General features: G+C 65.0%; 17 protein-coding genes. 11 read left to right on the forward strand and 6 right to left on the reverse strand.

Features of this window, described 5'->3' with window-relative positions:
- The first annotated feature begins 341 nt into the window (after positions 1-341).
- The 3 genes from IPK69_07925 (at position 342) to IPK69_07935 (ending at position 6,041) form a co-directional block, all read left to right on the forward strand.
- Entirely contained in the window at positions 342-2,834 is a 2,493-nt protein-coding gene (locus IPK69_07925) for a matrixin family metalloprotease (GenBank protein QQS07937.1), read from the forward strand.
- 46 nt (positions 2,835-2,880) lie between these two features.
- A complete protein-coding gene (locus tag IPK69_07930; GenBank protein QQS07938.1) occupies positions 2,881-5,046 on the forward strand; it encodes a hypothetical protein in 2,166 nt (721 codons plus the stop codon).
- Between the two features lie 74 nt (positions 5,047-5,120).
- Positions 5,121-6,041, forward strand: a complete 921-nt coding sequence (locus IPK69_07935; protein QQS07939.1) for a glycosyltransferase family 2 protein — start codon at positions 5,121-5,123, stop codon at positions 6,039-6,041.
- Between the two features lie 48 nt (positions 6,042-6,089).
- Here IPK69_07935 and IPK69_07940 read toward each other — a convergent pair whose 3' ends face one another.
- Entirely contained in the window at positions 6,090-8,054 is a 1,965-nt protein-coding gene (locus IPK69_07940; protein ID QQS07940.1) for a transketolase, read from the reverse strand.
- A gap of 429 nt (positions 8,055-8,483) precedes the next feature.
- On the opposite strand from IPK69_07940, the gene dnaN reads away from it, so the two are divergent.
- The gene (dnaN, locus tag IPK69_07945; GenBank protein QQS07941.1) at positions 8,484-9,650 is read left to right on the forward strand and encodes a DNA polymerase III subunit beta; all 1,167 of its coding nucleotides are present in this window, start codon (positions 8,484-8,486) and stop codon (positions 9,648-9,650) included.
- 15 nt (positions 9,651-9,665) lie between these two features.
- Here the strand turns inward: dnaN and IPK69_07950 are convergent, their stop codons facing one another.
- A complete protein-coding gene (locus tag IPK69_07950; GenBank protein QQS07942.1) occupies positions 9,666-9,806 on the reverse strand; it encodes a hypothetical protein in 141 nt (46 codons plus the stop codon).
- A gap of 119 nt (positions 9,807-9,925) precedes the next feature.
- On the opposite strand from IPK69_07950, the gene nuoE reads away from it, so the two are divergent.
- Together nuoE and IPK69_07960 are read left to right on the forward strand one after the other, a co-directional pair.
- On the forward strand, positions 9,926-10,480 hold the full coding sequence (gene nuoE / locus IPK69_07955) for an NADH-quinone oxidoreductase subunit NuoE (GenBank protein QQS07943.1): 555 nt from the start codon (positions 9,926-9,928) through the stop codon (positions 10,478-10,480).
- The gene (locus IPK69_07960) at positions 10,467-11,255 is read left to right on the forward strand and encodes a prolyl oligopeptidase family serine peptidase (protein ID QQS07944.1); all 789 of its coding nucleotides are present in this window, start codon (positions 10,467-10,469) and stop codon (positions 11,253-11,255) included. Before nuoE ends, IPK69_07960 begins: the two co-directional genes overlap by 14 nt.
- Positions 11,256-11,314: 59 nt before the next feature.
- Here IPK69_07960 and IPK69_07965 read toward each other — a convergent pair whose 3' ends face one another.
- Positions 11,315-12,523 carry a hypothetical protein gene (locus IPK69_07965; GenBank protein QQS07945.1) on the reverse strand — a complete coding sequence of 403 codons (1,209 nt, stop codon included), beginning with the start codon at positions 12,521-12,523 and terminating at the stop codon, positions 11,315-11,317.
- A gap of 261 nt (positions 12,524-12,784) precedes the next feature.
- On the opposite strand from IPK69_07965, the gene IPK69_07970 reads away from it, so the two are divergent.
- Together IPK69_07970 and IPK69_07975 are read left to right on the forward strand one after the other, a co-directional pair.
- Positions 12,785-13,444 carry a hypothetical protein gene (locus IPK69_07970; GenBank protein ID QQS07946.1) on the forward strand — a complete coding sequence of 220 codons (660 nt, stop codon included), beginning with the start codon at positions 12,785-12,787 and terminating at the stop codon, positions 13,442-13,444.
- A 108-nt stretch (positions 13,445-13,552) separates the two neighbouring features.
- Positions 13,553-15,865 carry a hypothetical protein gene (locus tag IPK69_07975; protein QQS07947.1) on the forward strand — a complete coding sequence of 771 codons (2,313 nt, stop codon included), beginning with the start codon at positions 13,553-13,555 and terminating at the stop codon, positions 15,863-15,865.
- On the opposite strand, the gene IPK69_07980 is transcribed toward IPK69_07975, so the two are convergent.
- On the reverse strand, positions 15,862-16,563 hold the full coding sequence (locus IPK69_07980; protein ID QQS07948.1) for a DUF2238 domain-containing protein: 702 nt from the start codon (positions 16,561-16,563) through the stop codon (positions 15,862-15,864). The two genes, IPK69_07975 and IPK69_07980, sit on opposite strands and share 4 nt — an antisense overlap.
- Positions 16,564-16,946: 383 nt before the next feature.
- On the opposite strand from IPK69_07980, the gene IPK69_07985 reads away from it, so the two are divergent.
- On the forward strand, positions 16,947-17,258 hold the full coding sequence (locus tag IPK69_07985) for a hypothetical protein (GenBank protein ID QQS07949.1): 312 nt from the start codon (positions 16,947-16,949) through the stop codon (positions 17,256-17,258).
- Positions 17,259-17,434: 176 nt separating this feature from the next.
- Here IPK69_07985 and IPK69_07990 read toward each other — a convergent pair whose 3' ends face one another.
- Positions 17,435-18,973, reverse strand: a complete 1,539-nt coding sequence (locus IPK69_07990) for a leucyl aminopeptidase family protein (GenBank protein ID QQS07950.1) — start codon at positions 18,971-18,973, stop codon at positions 17,435-17,437.
- Positions 18,974-19,174: 201 nt separating this feature from the next.
- Between IPK69_07990 and IPK69_07995 the strand changes: the two genes are divergently transcribed.
- Together IPK69_07995 and IPK69_08000 are read left to right on the forward strand one after the other, a co-directional pair.
- On the forward strand, positions 19,175-19,762 hold the full coding sequence (locus tag IPK69_07995) for an HIT domain-containing protein (GenBank protein ID QQS07951.1): 588 nt from the start codon (positions 19,175-19,177) through the stop codon (positions 19,760-19,762).
- 187 nt (positions 19,763-19,949) lie between these two features.
- Complete coding sequence (locus IPK69_08000) at positions 19,950-20,549, forward strand: TetR/AcrR family transcriptional regulator (GenBank protein ID QQS07952.1); 600 nt, start codon at positions 19,950-19,952, stop codon at positions 20,547-20,549.
- Between the two features lie 87 nt (positions 20,550-20,636).
- On the opposite strand, the gene IPK69_08005 is transcribed toward IPK69_08000, so the two are convergent.
- Positions 20,637-21,377, reverse strand: coding sequence for a GIY-YIG nuclease family protein (locus tag IPK69_08005; GenBank protein QQS07953.1), 741 nt, complete (start codon positions 21,375-21,377; stop codon positions 20,637-20,639).
- Between the last annotated feature and the right edge of the window lie 421 nt (positions 21,378-21,798).

Here is a 21,798-nt window from a genome sequence, read left to right on the forward strand (position 1 = left end):
GGTTTTGATTGGTGATTCAGGTTCCCGGCCGCGCCGGAAGGCACTATAGAGAACAGTCGCCCACAAGGATTGAGGGTTTTTCCTCACCACCACGCCGATTCCCCGCGCACGCATCGAAAATTTCGCTTGAAAACCACGCGAGATCGTGGATGATCCTCTTCGCAACGAATCGCCCTGGCCTTTGGCGTGGAACCCAAGCCCAGACGACGCGAAGGGTGCGTGCAGGGGGTGGCCCACGCGAGGGGTTCGCGTTGGGCCAGTCCAGGACCAAGGGGTAGGCCGCGGCGCCGGCACGCGGCCTGTGTCCAAGCAAGTTCATATCGCACAGATCGGAAGACTCAATGCCACAGATCGTTCCTTCGCACGCCGCCCTGGCGCTGGGTGTCCTCTTCGCTGCCACGGCCCACGCCTGCCCGGATCCTGACTGCGGCGATTCGCCCAAGTCCGAGGACCTCCTCCCGATCACGCTCGTCCAGGCCGCGCCCCTCCCCGATTCGCTCGCCGGCCTCATCGACGCCAGCGACTACGCCGCCCTCGATCCCGTCTATCAGGCGCTGATGCTCCGCTGGTCCAAGGACGGTGTCGCCGACGCCCCCTTCGCCATGTGCTTTGCCCCGGGGACCGACCCGTCCGTCGTCGCCGCCATCCAGACCACGCTCAACCGACTCACGCCCCGCGCCAATCCCGTGGACCGCTGGACCTCCACCGTCACCAATCCCTCAACCTCCCTCGGTGAACCCATCACCCTCCGCTATTCCTTCGTCCCCGACGGCACCCAGATCACCAACGGCGGCACCAGCGATCTCCAGGCTCGCCTCAACACCATCTATGCCAACAACACCGCCGCCTGGCAGTCCCTCTTCCAGCAGGCCTTCGACCGCTGGTCCCAACTCTCCGGGGTGAACTACGTCTTCGAGCCCAACGACGACGGTGCCGTCTTCCCCAACACCAACGGCTCCCTCAACGTCCGAGGCGATGTCCGCATCGGCGGCCACCCGATCGACGGCAACTCCAACGTCCTCGCGTACAACTTCTTCCCCAACCAGGGCGACATGGTCCTCGACACCGCCGACTCCTATTTCACCAACACATCGAACAACTCCAGAGCGCTCCGGAACGTTGTGATGCACGAGCACGGGCACGGCCTCGGGTTCGCCCACGTCTGCCCCGTCAGCGGCACCAAACTCATGGAGCCCTTTGCCAATAACTCGTTCGACGGCCCGCGCCACGACGACCTCCGCGCCGTCCAACGGGACTACGGCGACCCCTTCGAGCCCAACAACTCCGCCGCCCAGGCCACCGTCCTCGGCTCGCTCCCCGCAGGCACCACGGTCCTCGGCACGCCCCCCGCGCCCAGCATCCCCTTCGGCTCCACGCTCAGCATCGACGCCAACGCCGAGCAGGACTGGTTCCGCTTCACCGCCACCGCCAACACCCAGGTCGGTGCCACCGTCACCCCCGTCGGCACCAGTTACGACGACTCCGATCAGGACAACGCCACCGGAGCCTGCTTCTCCGGAAACATCATCAACTCCGCACAGATCGCCAACCTCGAGGTCCAGATCTTCGCGACCAATGGCACCAACATCCTCGCCAACGCCAACACCCAGCCACTCGGCGCCGCCGAGACCGCCACGGCAATCCTTCCCGCCGCCGGCGACTACTTCATCCGCGTCGCCGAGAGCGACGCCCCGCTCGAGGCCCAGTTGTACTCGTTGTCCATCCAGATCACCGCACCCAACATCGCCATCTCCCAGATCGGCGAAACCCCGCGCGTCGTCCCGCCAAACGCACCAGTCTCCGCAGACTTCGACATCGTCGGCAATCTCCAGGCCATCCAGCCCGGCTCGCCCACTCTCAACTTCCGCCTTCAGGGTGAGAGCACCTTCCAGACCGCCCCGATGAATCTCGTCGCCGGCAACCAGTACCGCGCGTCACTCCCCCTCATCGCGTGCGGCCAAACCATCGAGTACTTCGTCTCCGCGAGAGGGACCGCCGGCGCCATCGCCACCTACCCCGCCGACGCGCCCGCCACACTCCTCGCAACCTCCGCCGGCGTCGCCATCACCGTCCTCGAAGACGACTTCGAGTCCGATCGCGGGTGGACCGTCAACAGCACCGCGGCCACAGGCCAATGGGTCCGCGCCGATCCCGTCGGCACCACCGCCCAACCCGAGGACGACCATTCCGCGTCAGGAACAATCTGCTTCGTCACCGGCAACGGCACGCCCGGCGGACCGGTCGGCGCCGCCGACATCGACGGCGGCAACACCATCCTCCTCAGCCCCCCACTCGACCTCTCCGGTGCTCTCGACACCACCATCTCCTACTGGCGATGGTTCCACAACGCCACCAACTCAGGCCAGGCGAACTCCGACACCTTCCCCATCGAGATCTCCGGGACCAACGGCATCACCTGGAACCCCGTCGAGACCGTCGGCCCAACCACCGAAAACGTCGGCGGCTGGATCCAGCACACCTTCAACACCAGCGACATCCCGGGATTCGTTCCCTCGAGCCTCGTCCGTCTCCGATTCATCGCTCAGGACACGGGAAACGCCTCCGTCGTCGAGGCCGCCATCGACGATGTCGTCGTCACCAAAATCTCCTGTCCAACCGTTCCCACATGCGTCGCCGACAAGGACGACGGCAGCGGCACGGGCACGCCCGACGGCGCCGTCACCATCGACGATCTCCTCTACTTCGTCGCCGTCTTCAATCTGGGCGACATCGCCGCCGACGTGGACGACGGCTCGTCGACCGCCACGCCCGATGGTGCCGTTACCATTGACGACCTGCTGTATTTCATCGTCCGCTTCAACGCGGGCTGCTGATCTTGGATGAATCACGTTTCAACTCGTTCGGGGAGTGTGCAGAGCCATGACCAATCGATCGATCCGTCTCGCCGGCCTCATCGCCGCCGCCGTTGGCGCCGCCTCCGCCCACGCCCAGTTGCGCATCTGCACCTGGAACGTCACCAACTTCACCACCGACACCTCCCGAAACGCCGACTTCCAGGCCGCGTTCTATGGCGTCATCCCCACGGGACTCGCCCTCGCCGGAAAGTCCATGTCCCCCGACGTCATCATCGGCCAGGAGTTCATCAACCAGGCCGCCGTCAATAACTTCCTCGCCATGCTCAACACCGCCCCAGGCAGCCCCGGCGACTGGGCCGCAGGCGCCTTCAACGACGGCGCCGACACCGACAACGCCTTCTTCTATCGCACCAGCAAGGTCCAGTACCTCGCCATGACCATCACCGCCATCGGCTCCTCGAGCACCACCAACCAGCCACGCAACACCAACCGATACGACTTCCGTCCCCTCGGCTACTCCGCCCCGTCCGCCACCATCGGGCTCTATAGCGCCCACTTCAAGGCCCAGGGCGGCACAAACGACGCCGGCCGCCGACTCATCGAGGCCGAACGCCTCCGCGACAACGCCGAGGGACTGGACACCTCCTTCGTCGGCTCCGGACTCCCCGCCGGATACCTCGCCATCTTCGGCGGCGACACCAATATCACCACCTCCTCCGCCGCAGAATACCAGGAAATGGTCGGCGTCCAGGCCATCAACACAGGACGCTTCTTCGACCCCATTGCCACACCCGGAAGTTGGAACAACAACGCCGCCTTCGACATCGTCCACACCCAGGACCCCGCCGGACAGATGGACGACCGCCACGACCAGATGCTCATCACCGCCGGCCTCTTCGATGGCGCCGGCATCGAGTACATCGGCAACCCCGCCATCCCCTATTCCACCACCACCTGGAACGACCCCAACCACTCCTACCGCTCGTGGGGGAACGACGGCACCGCCTACAACCTCCCCCTTCGCACCACCGGCAACACCATGGTCGGAGCCGCCATCGCCCAGGCCCTCATCAACACCGCCGGCGCCGGAGGCCACCTCCCCATCATCGCCGACTTCAAGGTCCCCGCCAAGATCACCTCGCCCACCGTCATCAACTTCGGCCAGGTCCCCGTCGGCGGCCTCGCCTCGCAATCCATCTCCATCTCCAACGCCGGCAATACCGCCCTCTGGACCGCTGCCGGCATCTCCAACCTCACCTACACCCTCTCCGCCTCCTCGGGCTTCGGCGCACCAGGCGGATCCTTCTCCGACGCCGCAGGCGGCGGCACCAACAGCCACAACATCTCCATGTTCACCGCGACCCCCGGCATCAAAACCGGCACCCTGACCATCACCTCCAGCGACCCCGATCAACCCACGCGACTCGTCACCCTCATGGGCGAGGTCGTCGCGGGCAACCAGGATCCCGTCGCCGACGCCGGCCCGGACTTCGCCGTCACCGACAACGACAACTCCGGCTTCGAGACCGTCACCCTCGACGCCTCCGCCTCTTTCGATACCGACGGCACCATCATCGACTACCTCTTCCAGGAAGGCGCGACCAACCTCGCCCAGAGCGCCAGTCCCACGGCCAACATCTCTCTCCCCGTCGGCGTTCACACCATCACACTGACGGTGACCGACGATGACTTCAGCGTCGACACCGACACCGTCGTCATCACCATTAACCCCGCGCCCAACGCACCGCCCACCGCCAACGCCGGACCCGACATCACCGTCACCGACATCGACAACTCCGGCTCCGAATCCGTCACCCTCGACGCCTCGGCCTCCTCCGACACCGACGGCACCATCGTCCAGTACACATTCGCCGAAGGCCCCACCATCCTCGCCCAGGGCCCCAGCGCCACCGCCAACGTCTCACTCCCCGTCGGCGTCCACGCCATCACCCTCACCGTCACCGATGACGACACCGCCATCGATACCGACACCCTCACCGTCACCGTGAACCCCGCACCCGCCTGCGTCGCCGATGTCGACGACGGCACGGGCACCGGCACGCCCGACGGCGGCGTCACCGTCGACGACCTCCTCTACTACCTCACCATCTATGGCCAGGGAGCACTCGCCGCCGACGTGGACAACGGCAGCGCCACCGGCACACCCGATGGCGGCGTCACCGTCGACGACCTCCTCTACTTCCTCACACGATTCAACGCGGGCTGCTAAACCCGAGCCACGCGACATTCCGTGTCTCACGATCCAAGGTTGCGGCGGGGTTTCCCCCTCGATATCGTCCTGCCATGCCCATTGCCTGCTCGGTCATCCTCAGCACCTACAACGCCCCAAGCCTCCTCGAGCGCTCCCTCGCCGCCTTCGCCGCCCAGGACACCAAGGACTTCGAGATCGTCATCGCCGACGATGGCTCACGCCCCGACACCAAGGCCGTCATCGACCGCGCCCGCCAAGACTGGGCCCTCTCCATCACCCATTCATGGCATGAGGACCACGGCTTCCGAAAGTGCCGCGCCCTCAACCTCGCCATCCTCGCTTCCACAACCGACTACCTCATCTTCTCCGACGGCGACTGCCTCCCACGTCCCGACTTCGTCCACACCCACCTCGCCCTCGCCACAAAGGGTCGATTCCTCTCCGGCGGCTACCTCAAACTCACTGGTCAGGTCAGCGAACGCCTCACGATCGACGACGCACTCCAAGGCCGTGCAACCTCATACACCCACCTCCGCTCACTCGGCATGCCCCGAAGCCTCCGTTACGCCAAGCGACTCTCGACCTCCTCGTTCTTCGCCCGGCTCAGCGATCGAATCACAACCACAGCCCCAACCTGGAACGGCCACAACGCCTCTTGTTGGAAAGACGACGCCCTCAAGGTCAACGGCTTCGACGAACGAATGGAATGGGGAGGCGAGGACCGCGAGTTCGGCATGCGGCTCACCAACGCCGGCATCAAGGGCCTCCAGGTCCGCTTCCGCACCCCCTGCGTCCACCTCGACCACGCCCGGGGCTACGTCAACGACCACGCCCAGCGCGTCAACGCCCAGATCCGCGACGAGACCAGGCAAAGCAAATCCACGCGCACGGCCCACGGCATCACCGAAATCAATCGCGCGACCGGGTCGATCCTTGATGCCGATTCATCACTCTCGACCGTCGCGAGCGAACCCTTCGCGCGGCACACGTCGCCACAGATCTCGACACCGTGAGCATCGAGACAGGGCCCGAGTCCATCTCCGCGCCGGCCACACCCGCCGTCACACCCCCAGCATCTTCATCGCCGCGCTCTTGATGTCGTCCGCGGTCAACCCACACATCTTGAGCACCTCGTCCGCCGACCGCGCGCTCTTGGGGATCCGACGCACGTGCATCTGCCGCAGCGTGAACGCGTCGCCCGAGTCCGCCAGCGCGTCGCACACCGCCGAGCCGATCCCGCCGCCGAAGTTGTCCTCGATCGTCATCACGTTGAAGTTGTTCTCGCCCACGATATCCAGGAGCGCGTCCGTGTCGAACGGGATCGAGTACAGGTCCACCAGCGTCGCCGAGACCCCCGCCTTGTCGAGCAGTTCGATCGCCTTGTTCGCCTCGTGCACCATGTACCCCGCGGCACACAACACAATGTCCCGACCCTCGTGCAGCACTTCGAACCCGCCGAGGTTGAACACGGCATCATCGCTATACAGGAACTCGGTCTCCGGGCGCAGCGTCCGCATATAGCACACGCCCTCATACTCCGCCATGACCTCGGTGAGCGCATACGCCGCGAACGCGTCTGCCGGCTGAAGGATGTAGCACCCCGGGTTCCCGCGGTGGTCGCGCATCGTCGTGAACGAGCGGAACCACGCCACGTCGGGGAGCGCCATCTGGCTCGGCCCATCCGCCGCCAGCGTCACGCCGCAGTGGCTCCCGATGATCTTCAGGTTCGCCCCGGAATAGATCGCCATCTCGATCTGGTCATACGCCCGCGTCGCAAACTTCGCGAACGTCGAGCAGAAAGGCACCTTCCCCGCCGCCGACAGCCCGACCCCCAGCGACACCATGTTCTGCTCCGCGATCTTGCACTCCATGAACCGGCTCGCCAGCGCCGGATCCTTGCGGAACGTCTCGGCAAACGTCGAGTTCGAGACGTCCGCGTCGAGCACGACGATCCGGTCCGACGCCTTCCCCAGTGCCCGCAGGCCGATGCCATACGCCCGACGCGTCGCCATCGACCCCGAGTGCATCGCCGACTCCATGTCCATCGACTTCATCATCGCCGACAGCGACGGGATCTCGACCTCCGCCGAGGGCTTGGGCTTGATCTCCGCCGGCGGCTGGATCGTGAACTGATCCGCGGGCGACAGCGCGCTCGTCAACTCGATCCGGCGCTCGTCCAACTCGCCGATCGCGCGCTTCAGCGACTCGCCCGTCGGGGGCTTCCCGTGCCACCCGTTCCCCTGGATGCTCGGCGCGCCCCACCCCTTCACCGTCTTCGCCACGATCGCCATCGGCTTGCCCGTCGTGCTCTTCGACACCTCGCTAAACGCGTCGAACGCCGCCTTGATCTGCGTCGGGTTGTGACCGTCGATCGTCTTCACCTGGAAGCCCGCGGCCTCGAGTTTCGCCGCCAGAACCTCCGGCGACTGCTGCGCCGACACGCGATCCGCCTGCCCATACTCGTTGCAGTTGAAGATCGTCAACACGTTCGTCAACTTCCGATCGACGATGTAGTCCATCGCCTCGGCGATCTGCCCCTCGCGCGACTCGCCGTCGCCCACGATGCAGAAGACGCGCTTGTCAATCTTGTCGAGGCGCGCCCCCTCGCCGATCCCCGCCGCCACGCTCAGCCCCTGCCCCAACGAGCCCGTCGCCGCATCAAAGAACGAGAACCCTTCCATCGGGTTGGGGTGCCCCTCCAGAACACTCGTTCCCATGCGCAGCGATGCGAGATCCTCAACCTTCAGTTTCCGCTTCGCGTCGCCCACGCCGACCATCACGCCCAGTTTCGCCGCCGCCGCATACACCGCCGGCACCGCGTGCCCCTCGCTCAACACAAGCCGGTCGCTCGTCGGATACGACGGATAGTCCGGGCTCCACCGCATCGACGCGAACATCGCCACCGTCACAAGGTGCCCCAGGCTCATCGCGCTCGTCGGGTGTCCGCTCCCCGCGCTCGCGCACATCTCCAGCGACATCCGATCAATCTCCAGAGCCTGGGCATGGATCGCGGCTTCGAACGACATCGGCACTACCTCCTACACCCGAGAGGACCCTCGTCCCGCACGGGCGGCATGACAAAGTCCACAACACAATCAGGGACCACGAAAAAACACACCAAACACGACCACAACACAAGCCATCCAGGCCCGCATCGCGGCTCCACCAACACGCCCACGCCGGCACAGGCACCCGCCCCCAACACGACCCCACGCCAGCCCGACGCATCGGACCGATGAGTATCTGGGACCCCGGCCCATCGGGCAAGACGATTTCTTCCCGATTCCCATGCTTCCCCAACTTTTCTTCGCCTATCGACCGGCTCACCCCGCCGACCATGGGCGCAAGTCGAGCCAAACACCCCGCTTGCCCGCCCGTCGTCCACGATCGCGGTACACTTGCCCACTCGAGGCGTTTTTCGCGCCCGAATCGACTACAGGAAGGCTGGAACCACCATGAAGGTGATCTGTGATCGCAGCGCGCTCCTCGAGGCCGTCAACGCCGTCTCCGGCGCTGTCGCCTCGCGCACACCCCGAGTCCAACTCACCTGCGCCAAACTCATCGCCACCAAGAGCGGCAAGGCCGGCGAACTCGCCCTCCTCGCCACCGACGCCGAACTCGCCCTCAAACTCATCATCAGCCAGGTCGACGTGTCCCAGCCCGGCGAGGCCCTCATCCCCGCCGACAAACTCCGCCAGATCATCTCCGCCGAAGAGCACGACCCCACCCTCACCCTCGAGACCGAGGGCGACACCTGCCATATCCGGGGCACCGACGCCCACTTCCGCGTCCATGGCTATCCGCCCGCCGACTTCCCCCCCATCCCCGATTTCGAGACCGTCGTCAGCGGCTCCGCCGAGGTCCAGAAGGCCAAGGCCGTCATGACCCACCCCGCGGGCAGCCTCCAGGCCCTCATCGGGCGCACCCTCTTCGCCACCGCCCGCGAGAACTCCCGCTTCGCCTACTCCGGCGTCCTCTTCAAGCGTGACGGCAAGCGCCTCGAACTCGTCGCCACCGATGGCCGCCGCCTCGCTCTCGCCCGCGCCAATCTCACTGGCCAGGCCGAGAAGGAAGCCAAGCCCGTCTCCTGCATCGTCCCCACCAAGGCCCTCTCCATGCTCCTCAAACTCATCGGCGACCCCGAGGAGCAGGTCGCCATCGCCATCACCGACAACCAGATCGTCTTCAGCCTCGGAGGGCGTGCCATTCTCTTCAGCAACCTCGTCGAGGGCGCCTTCCCGCCCTACGAGGACGCCATCCCCCGCGACCAGGACAAGAAAGTCACCTTCGACCGCGACGTCCTCGCCTCGGCCGTCCGTCGTGCCGCCGTCCTCACCAACGAGGAATCGCGTGGCGTCCGCATGAGTTTCTCGGGCAAGGACAAGCGACTCGAACTCGCCAGCCGCGCCCCGGAAATGGGCGAAGCCGAGATCAAGGTCGATGTCGCCGCCTACGAGGGCACCGACATCGAGATCGGCTTCAACCCCGCCTTCATCATTGACGCCCTGAAGGTCATGAACGAGCCCCAGGTCATCATGGAACTCAAGGCCCCAAGCAAGCCCGCCCTCATCAAGTCCGGCCAGGACTTCATGTACGTCGTCATGCCCGTCGCCCTGCAATAGACGCGGTCCCGGGTGTTACTCGTCGTCAGGTTCCGACATCAGCAACTCCTCCTCAAGCGCCGACCACCGGTTCGCCGTGGGGTCGCGGTCTGGGTTGAGATCCGACCGCAGGCCATGGTCCCTGGCACACGCCCCGTCCGCGCAGGCCATCGCCATGGTCACCAGAATCCACACGCGCCGCATCCGAAAGAGCCCAGAACTCGTCCGCATTGCCGCACCTCCCACCACAACCTTCGGCGTTCGACGCCAAACTCGCCCACCTACGCTTAGACACCATGGCCTGGATCACCAAACCCTCCGGCACCACCAAGATCGAGCGTCGCGATCAGCCCTACCTCACGCCCGCGATGCGCGACATGCTCACCACCACCTACCTCCCGCGCTACCAGAAGCCCGCGGGCGCCCTCCTCCCCGCCCTCCACATGATCCAGCACGACTATGGCTGGGTGCCCCACCAGGCCATGATGGAGATCGCCCAGTTCCTCTCGATGTCCCCCGCCGAGGTCATCGACTGCGCCTCGTTCTACGAGGAATACTGGCTGAGGCCCAAGGGCAAGCACCTCGTCCAGGTCTGCCGGTCCATCGCCTGCGAGTTTTGTGGCCAGCCCGAGATCACCGACGCCGTCCGAACCAAACTCGGCATCGACGTCGGCGAGACCACCGACGACGGCACCTTCACCCTCATCGAACTCGAGTGCCTCGGTTCCTGTGGAACGGCCCCCGCCATGCTCGTGGATCACACCCTCTACGAGAATCTGACCCCAGCCCAGGCGGTCGAGATCCTCGACGAGTACGCCAGCGGAAAGAAAAACGCGCATGCGCACCACTGAGACTCCGGGTTCCCGCCCCTCGCATGCCGAGTGGTGCGCCCTCGCGATGCTCGCCATCGTGGCCTTCGCGCTCGTCGGCTGCCGCGGCATGACCGATCCCGCCTCCGCTATGAGCGCCAACAACAACGGCCTGTTGTACACGTCCGTCACAGTCAACGACGCCAGCCACCTCTACGCCGTCTACGCCCCGCGCGAGTACAAATCCAACGACAAGCCCTGGCCCCTCATCATCTTCCTCAATGGTCGCGGCGAGTGCGGCACCGACGGCCAGCGACAGGCCGCCGTCGGCCTCTTCCCCGCAGCCCTCGGCGAGCCGGAAGCCTGGCCCTTCGTCATCGCCCTCCCCCAGAAGCCCGTGGCCAAGACCCAGTGGATCGAACACGATGACCTCGTCATGGCCGTCCTCCGCGAAACTCAAGAGCGATTCAACATCGACCCCAAGCGGATCTATCTGACCGGCCTCTCGCAGGGCGGCGCCGGCACGTGGGCCATCGGCGCCAAGCACCCGGACCTCTTCGCCGCCCTCGCCCCGGTCTGCGGCTACGGCGACCCGGCCATCCTCACCGACTCCCTCAAAGGCATGCCCATCTGGGCCTTCCATGGCGAGGCCGACAACGTCGTCCCGCCCCAGAAGACCAGGGACCTCGCCGCCAAAGCCAAGGCCCTCGGCGCGATCGTCACCCAGTCCTACTACCCCGGCGTGAACCACAACTCGTGGGACAAGGCCTACCGCGAGGAAGACCTCGGCGAGTGGTTCCTGGAGCACGTCAAGTAGACATCATGTCCCGCACTCGTCGCACGCGCGCGAACAAGCCGGGCGCACCGATCACACCTTCACGGGGCGCGACGCTCCAGCGGGAATCGCAGCATCACCTGCGAGTGCAGCGGCGGATAGTCGATCTCCACACGCATCCCCACAAAGTCGTTCGGGGACCACCCCGCGCGATCGAAGACCATCTGCACCATCTCCGCATACCGCGGCACACGCGTCGTCGCCACCGCCGGCGGCGAGCCCGCGATCCGCACCACCCGGGGTTTCAAAGGCAGCACTCGCGGATCGTCCGACGCCGGAGTCCGCTCCCCCTGCGGATAGATCTGCCCGAACACCAGCGACTCGACATGGTCTAGATTCGTCAGCGATCGGTGGTAGAGAAGATCAAACACCAGATGCTCGCTCGGCGTCGTGATCGACGTTCCCACCTCGCCAATGTCATCCCCGGGCGCGGCGAACCGATCCTCGCCGCTCCTAAGCAGTTCCCCGGCGAAGACATCAAACGCCCCGGCGTTTCCCACAAGCCCACTCCGGAGCATGTAGTTCGTCCCCTCCGGCGTCGCCGTCAACTCAACCTTGGGCACATCACCCTGGCAGAAGTCGAGCAGCAGCGGATTCTCCACGCTCGCGCGCGGATCCAGTGGCGTGAACGGGCGCTCCTCCGACGTCTGCCCCTCCGTCCTCCACACACGCGTCTTGAAGATCGGCCACTCGACATTCGGCCGAAGCCGACGGACCCGCGCATACCCGCGAAGCGTCGCCAGGTCCAGCCGCGTCGGATCCTCCGTGTTCGGCGCCACAAACCATGTGCTCAATCGCGTTCGCGCTTGCACACCGAAGATCCCGCTCTGCCCCCGGAATGTGTACCGACGGCTCACCTCCAGCCGCTGGTCCTCCGCCGGGAGCACGTTGTCGAGGATCAACTCCAGCGTGCTCCGATCGCCCGCGTGCCGCTCCACCATCTCGTCGATCGCGCTCGCCGCGTCCCGAACGCGCTGCTTCATCTCCGCAAGCCGCTTCCCCCCGGGAAAGGCGTCCGCCACTTTCGTGATCGAGGCCGCGCCCGGTGCGAACGACAACGCCTCCAGAGCCACCGGCGCATCCAAAAACCGGGCGATATTCCACGTCAGCGTCTTGTTGACGCCCAACTGCCGGGCCACATCCTGCGGCTTCTTGTGGTCGGCGTTCGCGGCATCAAAGAGCTCGATGAGGGCCGATTTCAGCCTCCCAACAACCTCCTGACACTCAATCTCGAAATGGCTTTGCGACATGCCTTTCTCGCTCCTGGGGGGCATCATACCACAGATTGCAGAAAGCAAAAGTCCACCCGCCGAAATTCCAAAAGATTTTCCAGTTGGAAAGTTGACAGGATATTGAAACTCTGGTAACTTGATGTCTGTCAGGGCGGTGGACCACACCAGTCGCCGCCAGGTGGGACCGAGAACGAGGCGTGTGTGGGTGTTCCGCACACCACAAACTCGGCCGGACAAGACCGACGGGACGACAGTCCCAAACGAGAGGAGATGGACATCATGAAGGCGAAGACTGTGTTGGCTGTGGCCGCGTTGGCCCTGGGCGCTTCGATGGCAAGCGCCGACGTGCTCTGGAATCAGGCGCCTGATCAGACGCAGAACGGATTCTTCAACTCGATCTCCGGCGCGCCACCCTTTGGCGTGACGGCGTACGTCGTCGCCGACATCACCGTCCCCGCCGGCGGCTGGAACGTCGACAGCATCACCATGTACTTCGGCGACATCGAGTCCGGCGGGTCCTGGCAGACCTCCGTCACCCAGGGACGCCTCTACATCCAGCCCAAGACCGGATCGCTTCCCACCGCCGCTCCCGCGGGCGCGCTCATCCCCATGTCGGCCGTCTCCCTCTTCGACAACACGGTTCAGCAGGCGTACTACGCCGTCACCGCCGCCGGCCTCGCCCAGTCCCTCGCCGCAGGTGACTACTGGATCGGCATCACCCCCGCCGCTCCGGGCGGATTCTTCGGGCCTGAGATTGGCCTCTCCTCGTCCAGTGTCATTGGCGCGACCTCCGCGTCCTACGACGCCGGATTCCCCTCTTGGGCTGCCCTCTCGACCGACGCCGCCATCACGGTGAACGGCACGGCCATCCCCGCCCCGGCAGGCCTCGCGCTCCTCGCGGCCGGCGGCCTCGCCGCCTCGCGCCGGCGCCGCGCCTGAAACAAACTCCCCCAGCGCCCGCCGCGAGCGACAGCCCGTGCCGGGCATTCCCACGGACCGACTCGCAACGTCCGTGAACACACGATCCAAACACACACGGAGGACATCATGCGCCCCGCCACACTCTCGATCGCCACCCTGCTCGCGCTCTCGGGCTCCGCCCTCGCGCAGCCCGTCCTTGTCATCACTCCCGCCGCCGAGGACATCGACTCCACAGGCACCAAGACCGTCGGCAGAGTGGTCGAGTGGACATCCACGCCATCGGGCCCGGACTTCGCCTACGCCCCATACGTCTGGCAGCGCGGCGTCGGGTTCACTCGTGTCCCCGGGACCTACGCCACACCGACGCTGGTCCGCGCCTCCTCCGACCTCTCCCAGTTCGTCAGCGATCTCGAGAACACCTCCAACTGGGGTGATCTCAACTGCTTCAATGGCTACTGCTTCGGATCCATGACCGGTTGCACGCCCGGCGATCCGCGCCCGCCGCAGGATCCGTGCTGGGTCCCCAACATCACACACCACTATTCCGCCGCCAACGGCTGGGTGAACGCCGGATCGCTCGAACGATTCCTCGACTCGGGAACAGGCCGATACTTCGGCGGCACGCGCTGCGACGGCACCGTCAACTCGCCCTATGACATCTCCGGCGATGGCCGATACATCGTCGGCGGCGCCTGGTGGGCGCCCCTCACCACCAGCACCGGTGGCCCGGGCTTCGGACTCTGTGGCCACTTCGACGCCTTCCGCTATGACTCCGTCACCGGCACTTTCGCCGCGCTCCCCTCCAACTCCGGATCCACGACCACCCGCGCCGACCGCGTGAACTACGACGGCACGGTCATCACCGGCTACGACCTCGGGCCCATCCCCGACGGCTCGGGCGGCTTCTATGACGCCCGCCGCATGTGCGTCTGGACCAACGGCACTCAATCCATCATCGACGGCATCTCGGGCAACTCCAGCATCTGGCCCGTCAACAGCCCCGGCACCGTCATCGCTGGTGGCCCAGCGAGCGCGTTCAGCCAGGCGACCTTTGGCGTCAGTGGCATCAAACTTGTCCGATGGGTCCGCCAGCCAGACAACTCGTGGATGCCGCAAAATCTGGGGCGCCCCGTCGATCGCTTCGAGGGCGTCAGCATCGACATCCTCGTCGCGCTCTATCCCAGCGCCATCAGCGACGACGGCAACACGATCGTCGGCACAGCCCAGTACAACGCCCTTGGACCGACCGGGACCTCGCGCGTCTTCATCTGGAACCCCTCGATCAACGCCGGCGTCCCCGTCGATCTCGGCGACTATCTCCAGACGATCGCCCCAACCAGCCCCATCCTCGCCGACGGCTTTCTGCTCTCCTTCTGCAACGGCGTGAGCGCCGATAGCAACGCGCTCCTGCTCAGCATCTTTGACAGCCGAAACACCTGCACCAACGGCGGGAATAGCCACGTCTCGTTCACCTCCGGCGTGCTCTATCTCAACGGCGCGGGCATCGCGTGCGATCCGCCGCGGATTGTTTCGCAGCCCTTCGACTGGACGGCGACACAGAACCTCGTTGGTCTTGGGGTGGCGATGAACGTCGCCGCCTCGGGGACCTTCCCCCTCACCTACCAGTGGCAGCGCGAGGATCCGCAGAATCCCGGGCAGTGGCTGAACCTCGATGACGACTGCTCCAATCACTACATCCCCGGCGAGGGCTGGAGCGGGTTTGATCCATTCTTCAACTACGAGGGCGTTCACACGAACCAGTTGCGGATCGGGATGGACGAGTTCGGCGTGTGCGATCGTCGCGGGCAGTATCGCGTGGTGATCTCCAACAGTTGCGGGAGCGTGACGAGCGATCCGGCGACGATGGACGTGGCTCCGCCGCTCTTCCGCAGCCAGCCGCAGGACGCGTCGATGTGCGCGACGGGCGGCGTGTCGAGCGAGAGTGCCGTGTTCGGCGTCACCGACGAGAACTTCCAGGAGTTGGTGCGCCGCTGGCAGGTGGAGTCGCCCGAGTCGAGCGGGCAGTGGGTGGACATCTTCGGGCCGACTTTCGGCGAGGGCTCGACGGGGCTCACATTCACGGTTGCGGACGAGTTCTCTCGGAATCTCACGGTCTCGAACGTGACGCTGGGGACGCACGGGCCATCGATCAAGATCAGGCACCAGGTCGAGTCGTACGCGTGCGGCGTCATTACGCACAGCGATGTCGCCACACTGACAGTCGCGACGTGCTGCGTCGCGGACGTGGACGATGGCACGGGCACGGGCACACCTGACGGCGGCGTGACGATCGACGATCTGCTGTACTACCTCGCGATCTTCAATCAGGGACTCGTGTCGGCGGACGTGGACGATGGATCGGGGACGGGCACTCTGGACGGCGGCGTGACCATTGACGACCTGCTCTACTACCTGTTGCGATTCAACGCGGGTTGCTAGGACGCGGTCGAGTCTTGCGTGGCCGCCGGTGTTGAGGCGTGCGGCGCTCTGTGCGCGAGTGCGACTCGCGTGAGTTGTCGATCATGCAAGCGCGGGAGCGTGAGGAGGGCGGCGAGGGCGCCCAGGCCGCAGAAGGCCATGTCTTTCTGGGTGTCCCAGATGTCGCCCTGGGTGCCGAGGAAGGCCTGGGAGCCGGCGGAGTCGATCTCGGCGACGGCCCACTCGACGAGTTCGTAGATCGCGCTGATCGCCATGCAGAGGGCGAGGATGACGACGAAGAGCCACGCGCGTGCGCCGCGGGATTTGTCGCGCGCGAATGGGGATTTTCGTAGGAGGATCTCGCGCGCGAGGATCGCCGGGACGAAGCCTTGCGCGAAGTGGCCGAGGCGGTCGTAGTGGTTGCGGGAGAGGTCGAAGGAGTGGCGGGCCCACTCGCCGAGGGGGACGTGGGCGTAGGTGTAGTGCCCGCCGACGATCAGAATGAGACAATGGATCGCGACGAGGATGGTGGCGAGCGTGGTGAGGGGGAAGCGGCGGTGGGTCGCGAGGATGACGGCGATGCCGACGACGGCGGGCGTGACCTCGAGGGCCCAGGTGGGATAGTCGTGGGGATTGATGGCGGACCAGAGGAGCGCCGCGAGGACGAGGACGAGAAGGGAGAGGTTGAGAAGGGCGGGTGTGGGGAGGCGAGCGGGCATGGGGTGAGGATATTGATGGTGGGGCGTGTTGATGATGAGGCGGCGGCGGGAGTGGGCGGGAGACTGGTTTGGAGCGGGATGTTGTGTGCTTTGATGTCAGCGGGAGTTGTGCTTCGAGTCGAGTGAGTAGAAGTAGACACAGGCGGGACGCTCTCCGAAACCGAGGCACAAGAAGAGGTAGGCGAGGTAGGGGCAGGCGGGCCGCCTGCCCCACGAGATTGAATAGAAAGAAAGACACCGCTCTGGAGAGCGGTGCCACCAGGAGCGGTGCTGGCTGAGGCCATCTTGAGTTTGAGGATGGTGGTGGCGGCGCGGCGGGTGAGTTCGTTGTCTTCGCCTCGGAGGATGATGCGCGAGAGGCAGGCGATGGCGTGGACCTTCGCTTGCATCAGGAGCATATCGGCGCGGAGTTCGAAGAGGGATTTGAGTTTCTCGAAGAGTTGTTCCAGTTCCGGCAGGCGGGTCCACTCGGCGAGGGCGTCCTTGGTGGTGGTGATCTCGTGGACGAGATCGTCGAGGGTTGTTTCGTGGTCGAGGAGTTTGCGGATGATGTCGGCGGTGGGGAGCATGATTGGAACATACATGCTTCCTGTGGGAATGCAAGGGGGTGTGGGGGTATCAGCGCGTCTTTGCGCGCAAGAGTGGGCATTGCGAGGGAGATGGCGCGCGGGTTGAGTAGTTTGGTGAGGATGTGAGTGAGGCAAAGGAAGTAGACGAAGGTAGACACAAGCGGGACGCCCCCCCCTCCCCCCTCCCCCCTCCCTGTGTCACGAGGAGAGGTAGGAGGAGTAGGGGCAGGCGGGCCGCCTGCCCCACGAGATTGGGTAGATAGGAAAGCACCGCTCAGGAGAGCGGTGCCACCTCGAGGCGATTACGCGTTGTCGATGAGGTTGGCGAGGAGTCGGACGCCCCAGCCTGTGGGGCCGGTGATGAAGGGGCCTATCGGCGCGTCGGCGGCGTGGACGCCGGCGATGTCGAGGTGGCACCAGGGGACTTTCTCGTCGACGAAGTTGGCGAGGAAGGCGGCGCCCTGGATGGGGTGGGCCTTGCGGTTGGGGTTGCTGTTGACGATGTCCGCGATGGGGCTCTTCATCATGTCGCGGTATTCCTGGTGGAGGGGGAGCCGCCAGACGCGTTCGCCCGAGGCGGCGGCCGCGGACTCGATCTGGGCGCGAAGCGCGTCGTTGTCGCACCACATGCCGGCGAAGGTGGAGCCGAGGGCGACGACCACGCCGCCGGTGAGCGTGGCGAGGTCGATGATGGCGGCGGGGTTTTCCTTGTCGCAGGCGTAGCAGAGGGCGTCGGCGAGGACGAGTCGGCCTTCGGCGTCGGTGTTGGTGACTTCGACGGTGACGCCGTTGCGGAAGGTGAGGACATCATCGGGGCGGTAGGCCTCATCGGAGACGGAGTTCTCGGCGGCGGCGAGGAAGGCGACGACCTTGCGGCGGGGCTTGATGACGGTGGCGATGGCGTGCATGGCGCCAAAGACGGAGCAGCCGCCGTCCTTGTCGCGCTTCATGCCGACCATGCCGTTGTTGACCTTCAGCGAGAGGCCACCGGTGTCATAGGTCATGGTCTTGCCGACGAGGACGATGGGCTTGGCGTTCTTTCCTTTCGCCCCGCCCTTGGGTGTGTACTCGAGTCGGATCATGCGGGGCTTGTTCTCGCTGGCTTTGCCGACGTTGATGAGGCCCTCGAACTTTTCTCTTGTGAGCGCGGCTCCCTCGAAGACGTGGCACTTGAGGCCTGTTTTCCGGGCCATTTTCTTGGCCTGGTCGGCGATCCAGGCGGGTGTGGCGACGTTGGGGGGCGTCTGGCTGAGGGTGCGTGCGATGTTGGCGGACTCGGCGAGGGCGAGGCCCCGCGACAGCCCAGCGTGGAAGTCGGCGTCGGAGGCGCGGAGGGCGAGGCGCGTGCGGTCTGTCTTGGGGGTAGCGGTGCCACGGAACTCGTCGCAGGTCCAGGCGATGAGGCCGAGGGACACGCCGGCGGCCTGGGCGAAGTCGAATGCGTCGATGGACTTGATGGCGGCGAGGGCGGAGTCGAGTTCGAGTTGGACGGCGGTGGCTTTGCTGGCGGCGAGGGCGCGGGCGAGGCCGGCGATCGCGGTGCGGAAGGACTCGAGGGTGAGGGCGTCCTTGGAGCCGAGGCCGAGGAGGATGACGCGGTCGGCTGTGTTGCGGGACTTGGAGGACCTGGTGGATTCGATGGGGGCTTCGGAGGTTGTGCCGAGAGCGGCGGTGAAGGACTTGCGGGTGTGAGCGGCGTTGGCGGCGGCGGTCAAGCCCAGGCCTGCGGCGAGGGATTTGGTTTTGGAGTCGAGCGGCTCGGCGGCGGACTTGGACTGGAAGACGCCGAGGACGATGGCCTCGGGCGTGAGGCGGTTGGCGGTGGAGACGGCGGTGAACATGCGGGAAACTCCTTGGAATCTCGTGGTTTTGGGAGGGGGAGTGTAGGGCTTGGGTCGCGAGAGATAGAGAGAGTGTGATCGCGCGTGGGCGAGTGGGGGCGAGGAAGGAGGACACAAGCGGGACGCCTGTGCCACGAGAAGAAGTAGGAGAAGGTAGAGGCAGGCGGGCCGCCTGCCCCACGAGGATGGGTAGAGTTGGGCATGACGACGCCGAAGCCCGATGCGAACTCGCCCGCGTCTTTGCAGGCGCCGTGGCGATTGGAGTATCTCGAGTCGTTGGGAGCGAAGGAGAGCGAGAAGGCGGTCGGGTCGTTCCTGCGGGCGTATTTCCTGGAGCCCTCGCGTGATATCGAGAACCACGTGGTCGCGCGGACGGCGGACACGATTGTGGACAGTGTGTCGCGGCGTGACGGCGGGATGATCCTGCTCAACGCGTTCCCGTATGCGAATGGGCATCTGCTGGTCGCGCTGGGCGAGGCGAGGGCGACGCTACTCGACTATGACGAGGCGCAGCGGGCGGCGCTGTGGCGACTGGTCGAGCGGGCGGCGGACCTCATGCGGAGGACGCTGCAGCCCCAGGGGTTGAACATCGGGATCAACGAGGGTCGGGCGGCGGGGGCGGGCGTGCCGGACCATCTGCATGTGCACCTGGTGCCCCGGTGGGGCGGCGACGTGAACTTCATGACGGTGGTGGGGCAGGTGCGGGTAATCCCCGCGGCGCTGGAGGCGATGGCGCGTCGCTATCGCGACGAAATGGCCAAAGAGACAAATGGCCAAATTTCCAAATAGGACCAAGGCGGCGAGGTCACGCCATGCACGGCGCATCACGCTCCGGGTCTTGCGTGCTCGCCTTCGCGCCTTCTCTGCCATTGCCTATTGCCCATTGCCTATTGCTCTCCCTGTTTGTGAGTGCTTCGAGAAGAAATGGGGCGTGGGAAGTGGCTTTTGGGGGTGTTGGGCACGAACAATCGGGGTGATGAGCCGTTTGCCGGCCGCCGAGCGGCGGGAGCAACTTCTGGACGTGGCGGCGGAGTTGTTCGCTCGGGCGGGGTACGCGCGGGCGACGACGGCGGAACTCGCCAAGGCCGCGGGCGTGACCGAGCCGATCATCTATCGGCACTTTTCGAGCAAGCGTGACTTGTTCGTGGACCTGATCGAGCGGACGGCGAAGCGGACGCTGGAGCACTGGGAGCAGCACCTCGCGGGGGCGAAGGACGCGGCCGAGCGGCTCAAGCGGCTGATCGGGGACAACCCGATGGTGAGCGATTACGGGCGCGAGAGTTATCGCGTGTTTCTGCAGGCGATCACGGAGGTCGAGGACGCGAAGATCAAGGAGGCGGTGTCGCGGCACATCGGCGAGTTGCACGCGTTCCTGAAGAAGGAGATCGAGCGGGCGCAGGGGGAACGGCGGGTGACCAAGGCGCTCTCGGCGGAGATGATCGCGTGGCTGCTCATTGACATCGGGATGGGCTATGGCGTGCTGGCGGCGATGGGCGTGCCGGGGCAGGGGGTCGACGCGAAGGGGCGGCACGTGCAGGATGTTTTGGAGCGGCTCTTGGTGGGGCGGGGGGAATAGGGATTCTGCCTGCGGCGGGGAGGGGAGAGAAACACCTGTCGGTCGTCTCGACCCGTGTGCAAGACGCTCGTTGATCCCACTTGTAGTCTAGAAAATTTTCTTCCACCTCTTGAAGGCGGCGACATCAGAAGAGTTCAGATTGAACCACTCGCCGTTCAATCGCTTGTTCTTGAAGCGATTGTGCCAGTAGGCCTCAACACCGTACATGTCATCGGTTTTGATCGAGTGGATTGATACGGCTTCTTCAGGCAGTTCAACAGAGATTTCGCCAAGCCGTCTCAGTTCATTCTTTGAGCAACCGAGTTTGAATTTTGTTGAATTGCCAAGCCTAAAAAGGTAAACATATCCGATAGAAACGCTCTCAGTGTTAACTACCTCGATCGGAGTACGCACCTGTGCGAGGTATACGTCGCAGAGGGCCACGACCGCCGAGTACTCTGGTCGATGATCGCAGTATTCCCGGAGTTTCACGATCATGTTTCGTCTACCACCATACCGCCTGGTTGACACTCCTAGGGACGGCATGTTTCTAGTGCCGTCTTTTACATGAAGCTTTGTCTCTTCAACAGTTGGTAGTCGGCCGAGTTCAGCGCATATCCGTGCGTACTCACTTAGCCTCACATCGTCTGCAACGGCAGTACTTCGATGATTCGGCTCAAGGCCCGCTTCTTGGATCGCATCACTCCAGCGAGCCCAATACACGCCAAGCCACTCGGACTCCTTTATACCTGTGGACGTCAAGAATCGCTTCCAGCCAAGAGGGGCGCCGCCATTTTCCGAGGCTGTTCGTCTGATCGCAGCAATGATCTCAGCCTTTGTTGCCATCATCACCCCAATCAGTGAGATTGATTCCGTGACGTGGCATTGTACCGGGACAGGCAATTCACTCTCGCGCGATGGCCGTTTGGCCTAGAGCAGTGGGATGGATAGGTTGCCAGTCCCGAGACGGCTTGTTCGTGGCTCTATCTGTTGGCGTGATTGACTCTGGCGGCCACGTGTCCCAAATCCCTAGTGATGTCGGCCGAATCGACGCGTGACTCGGGCGGTTCGGCGTTCGAATCCGGCGAATCGCCCCTCGAACCCGACGGATCGGCCTTTGGAACGCGGGAATCGGTGGTTGATTCTCGAGAATCGGTGACTGATTCCCGGGGATCGGCGGTCGTTTCGCGGGAATCAGCGGCTGATTCGCGGGGATCGGGGGTCAATTCCGCAGAATCTGCGCGTGATTCGTGCGGAGCGGCGTGCGATC

The organism is Phycisphaerales bacterium, from assembly GCA_016699835.1.
In the GTDB taxonomy this organism is placed as follows: Bacteria; Planctomycetota; Phycisphaerae; order Phycisphaerales; family UBA1924.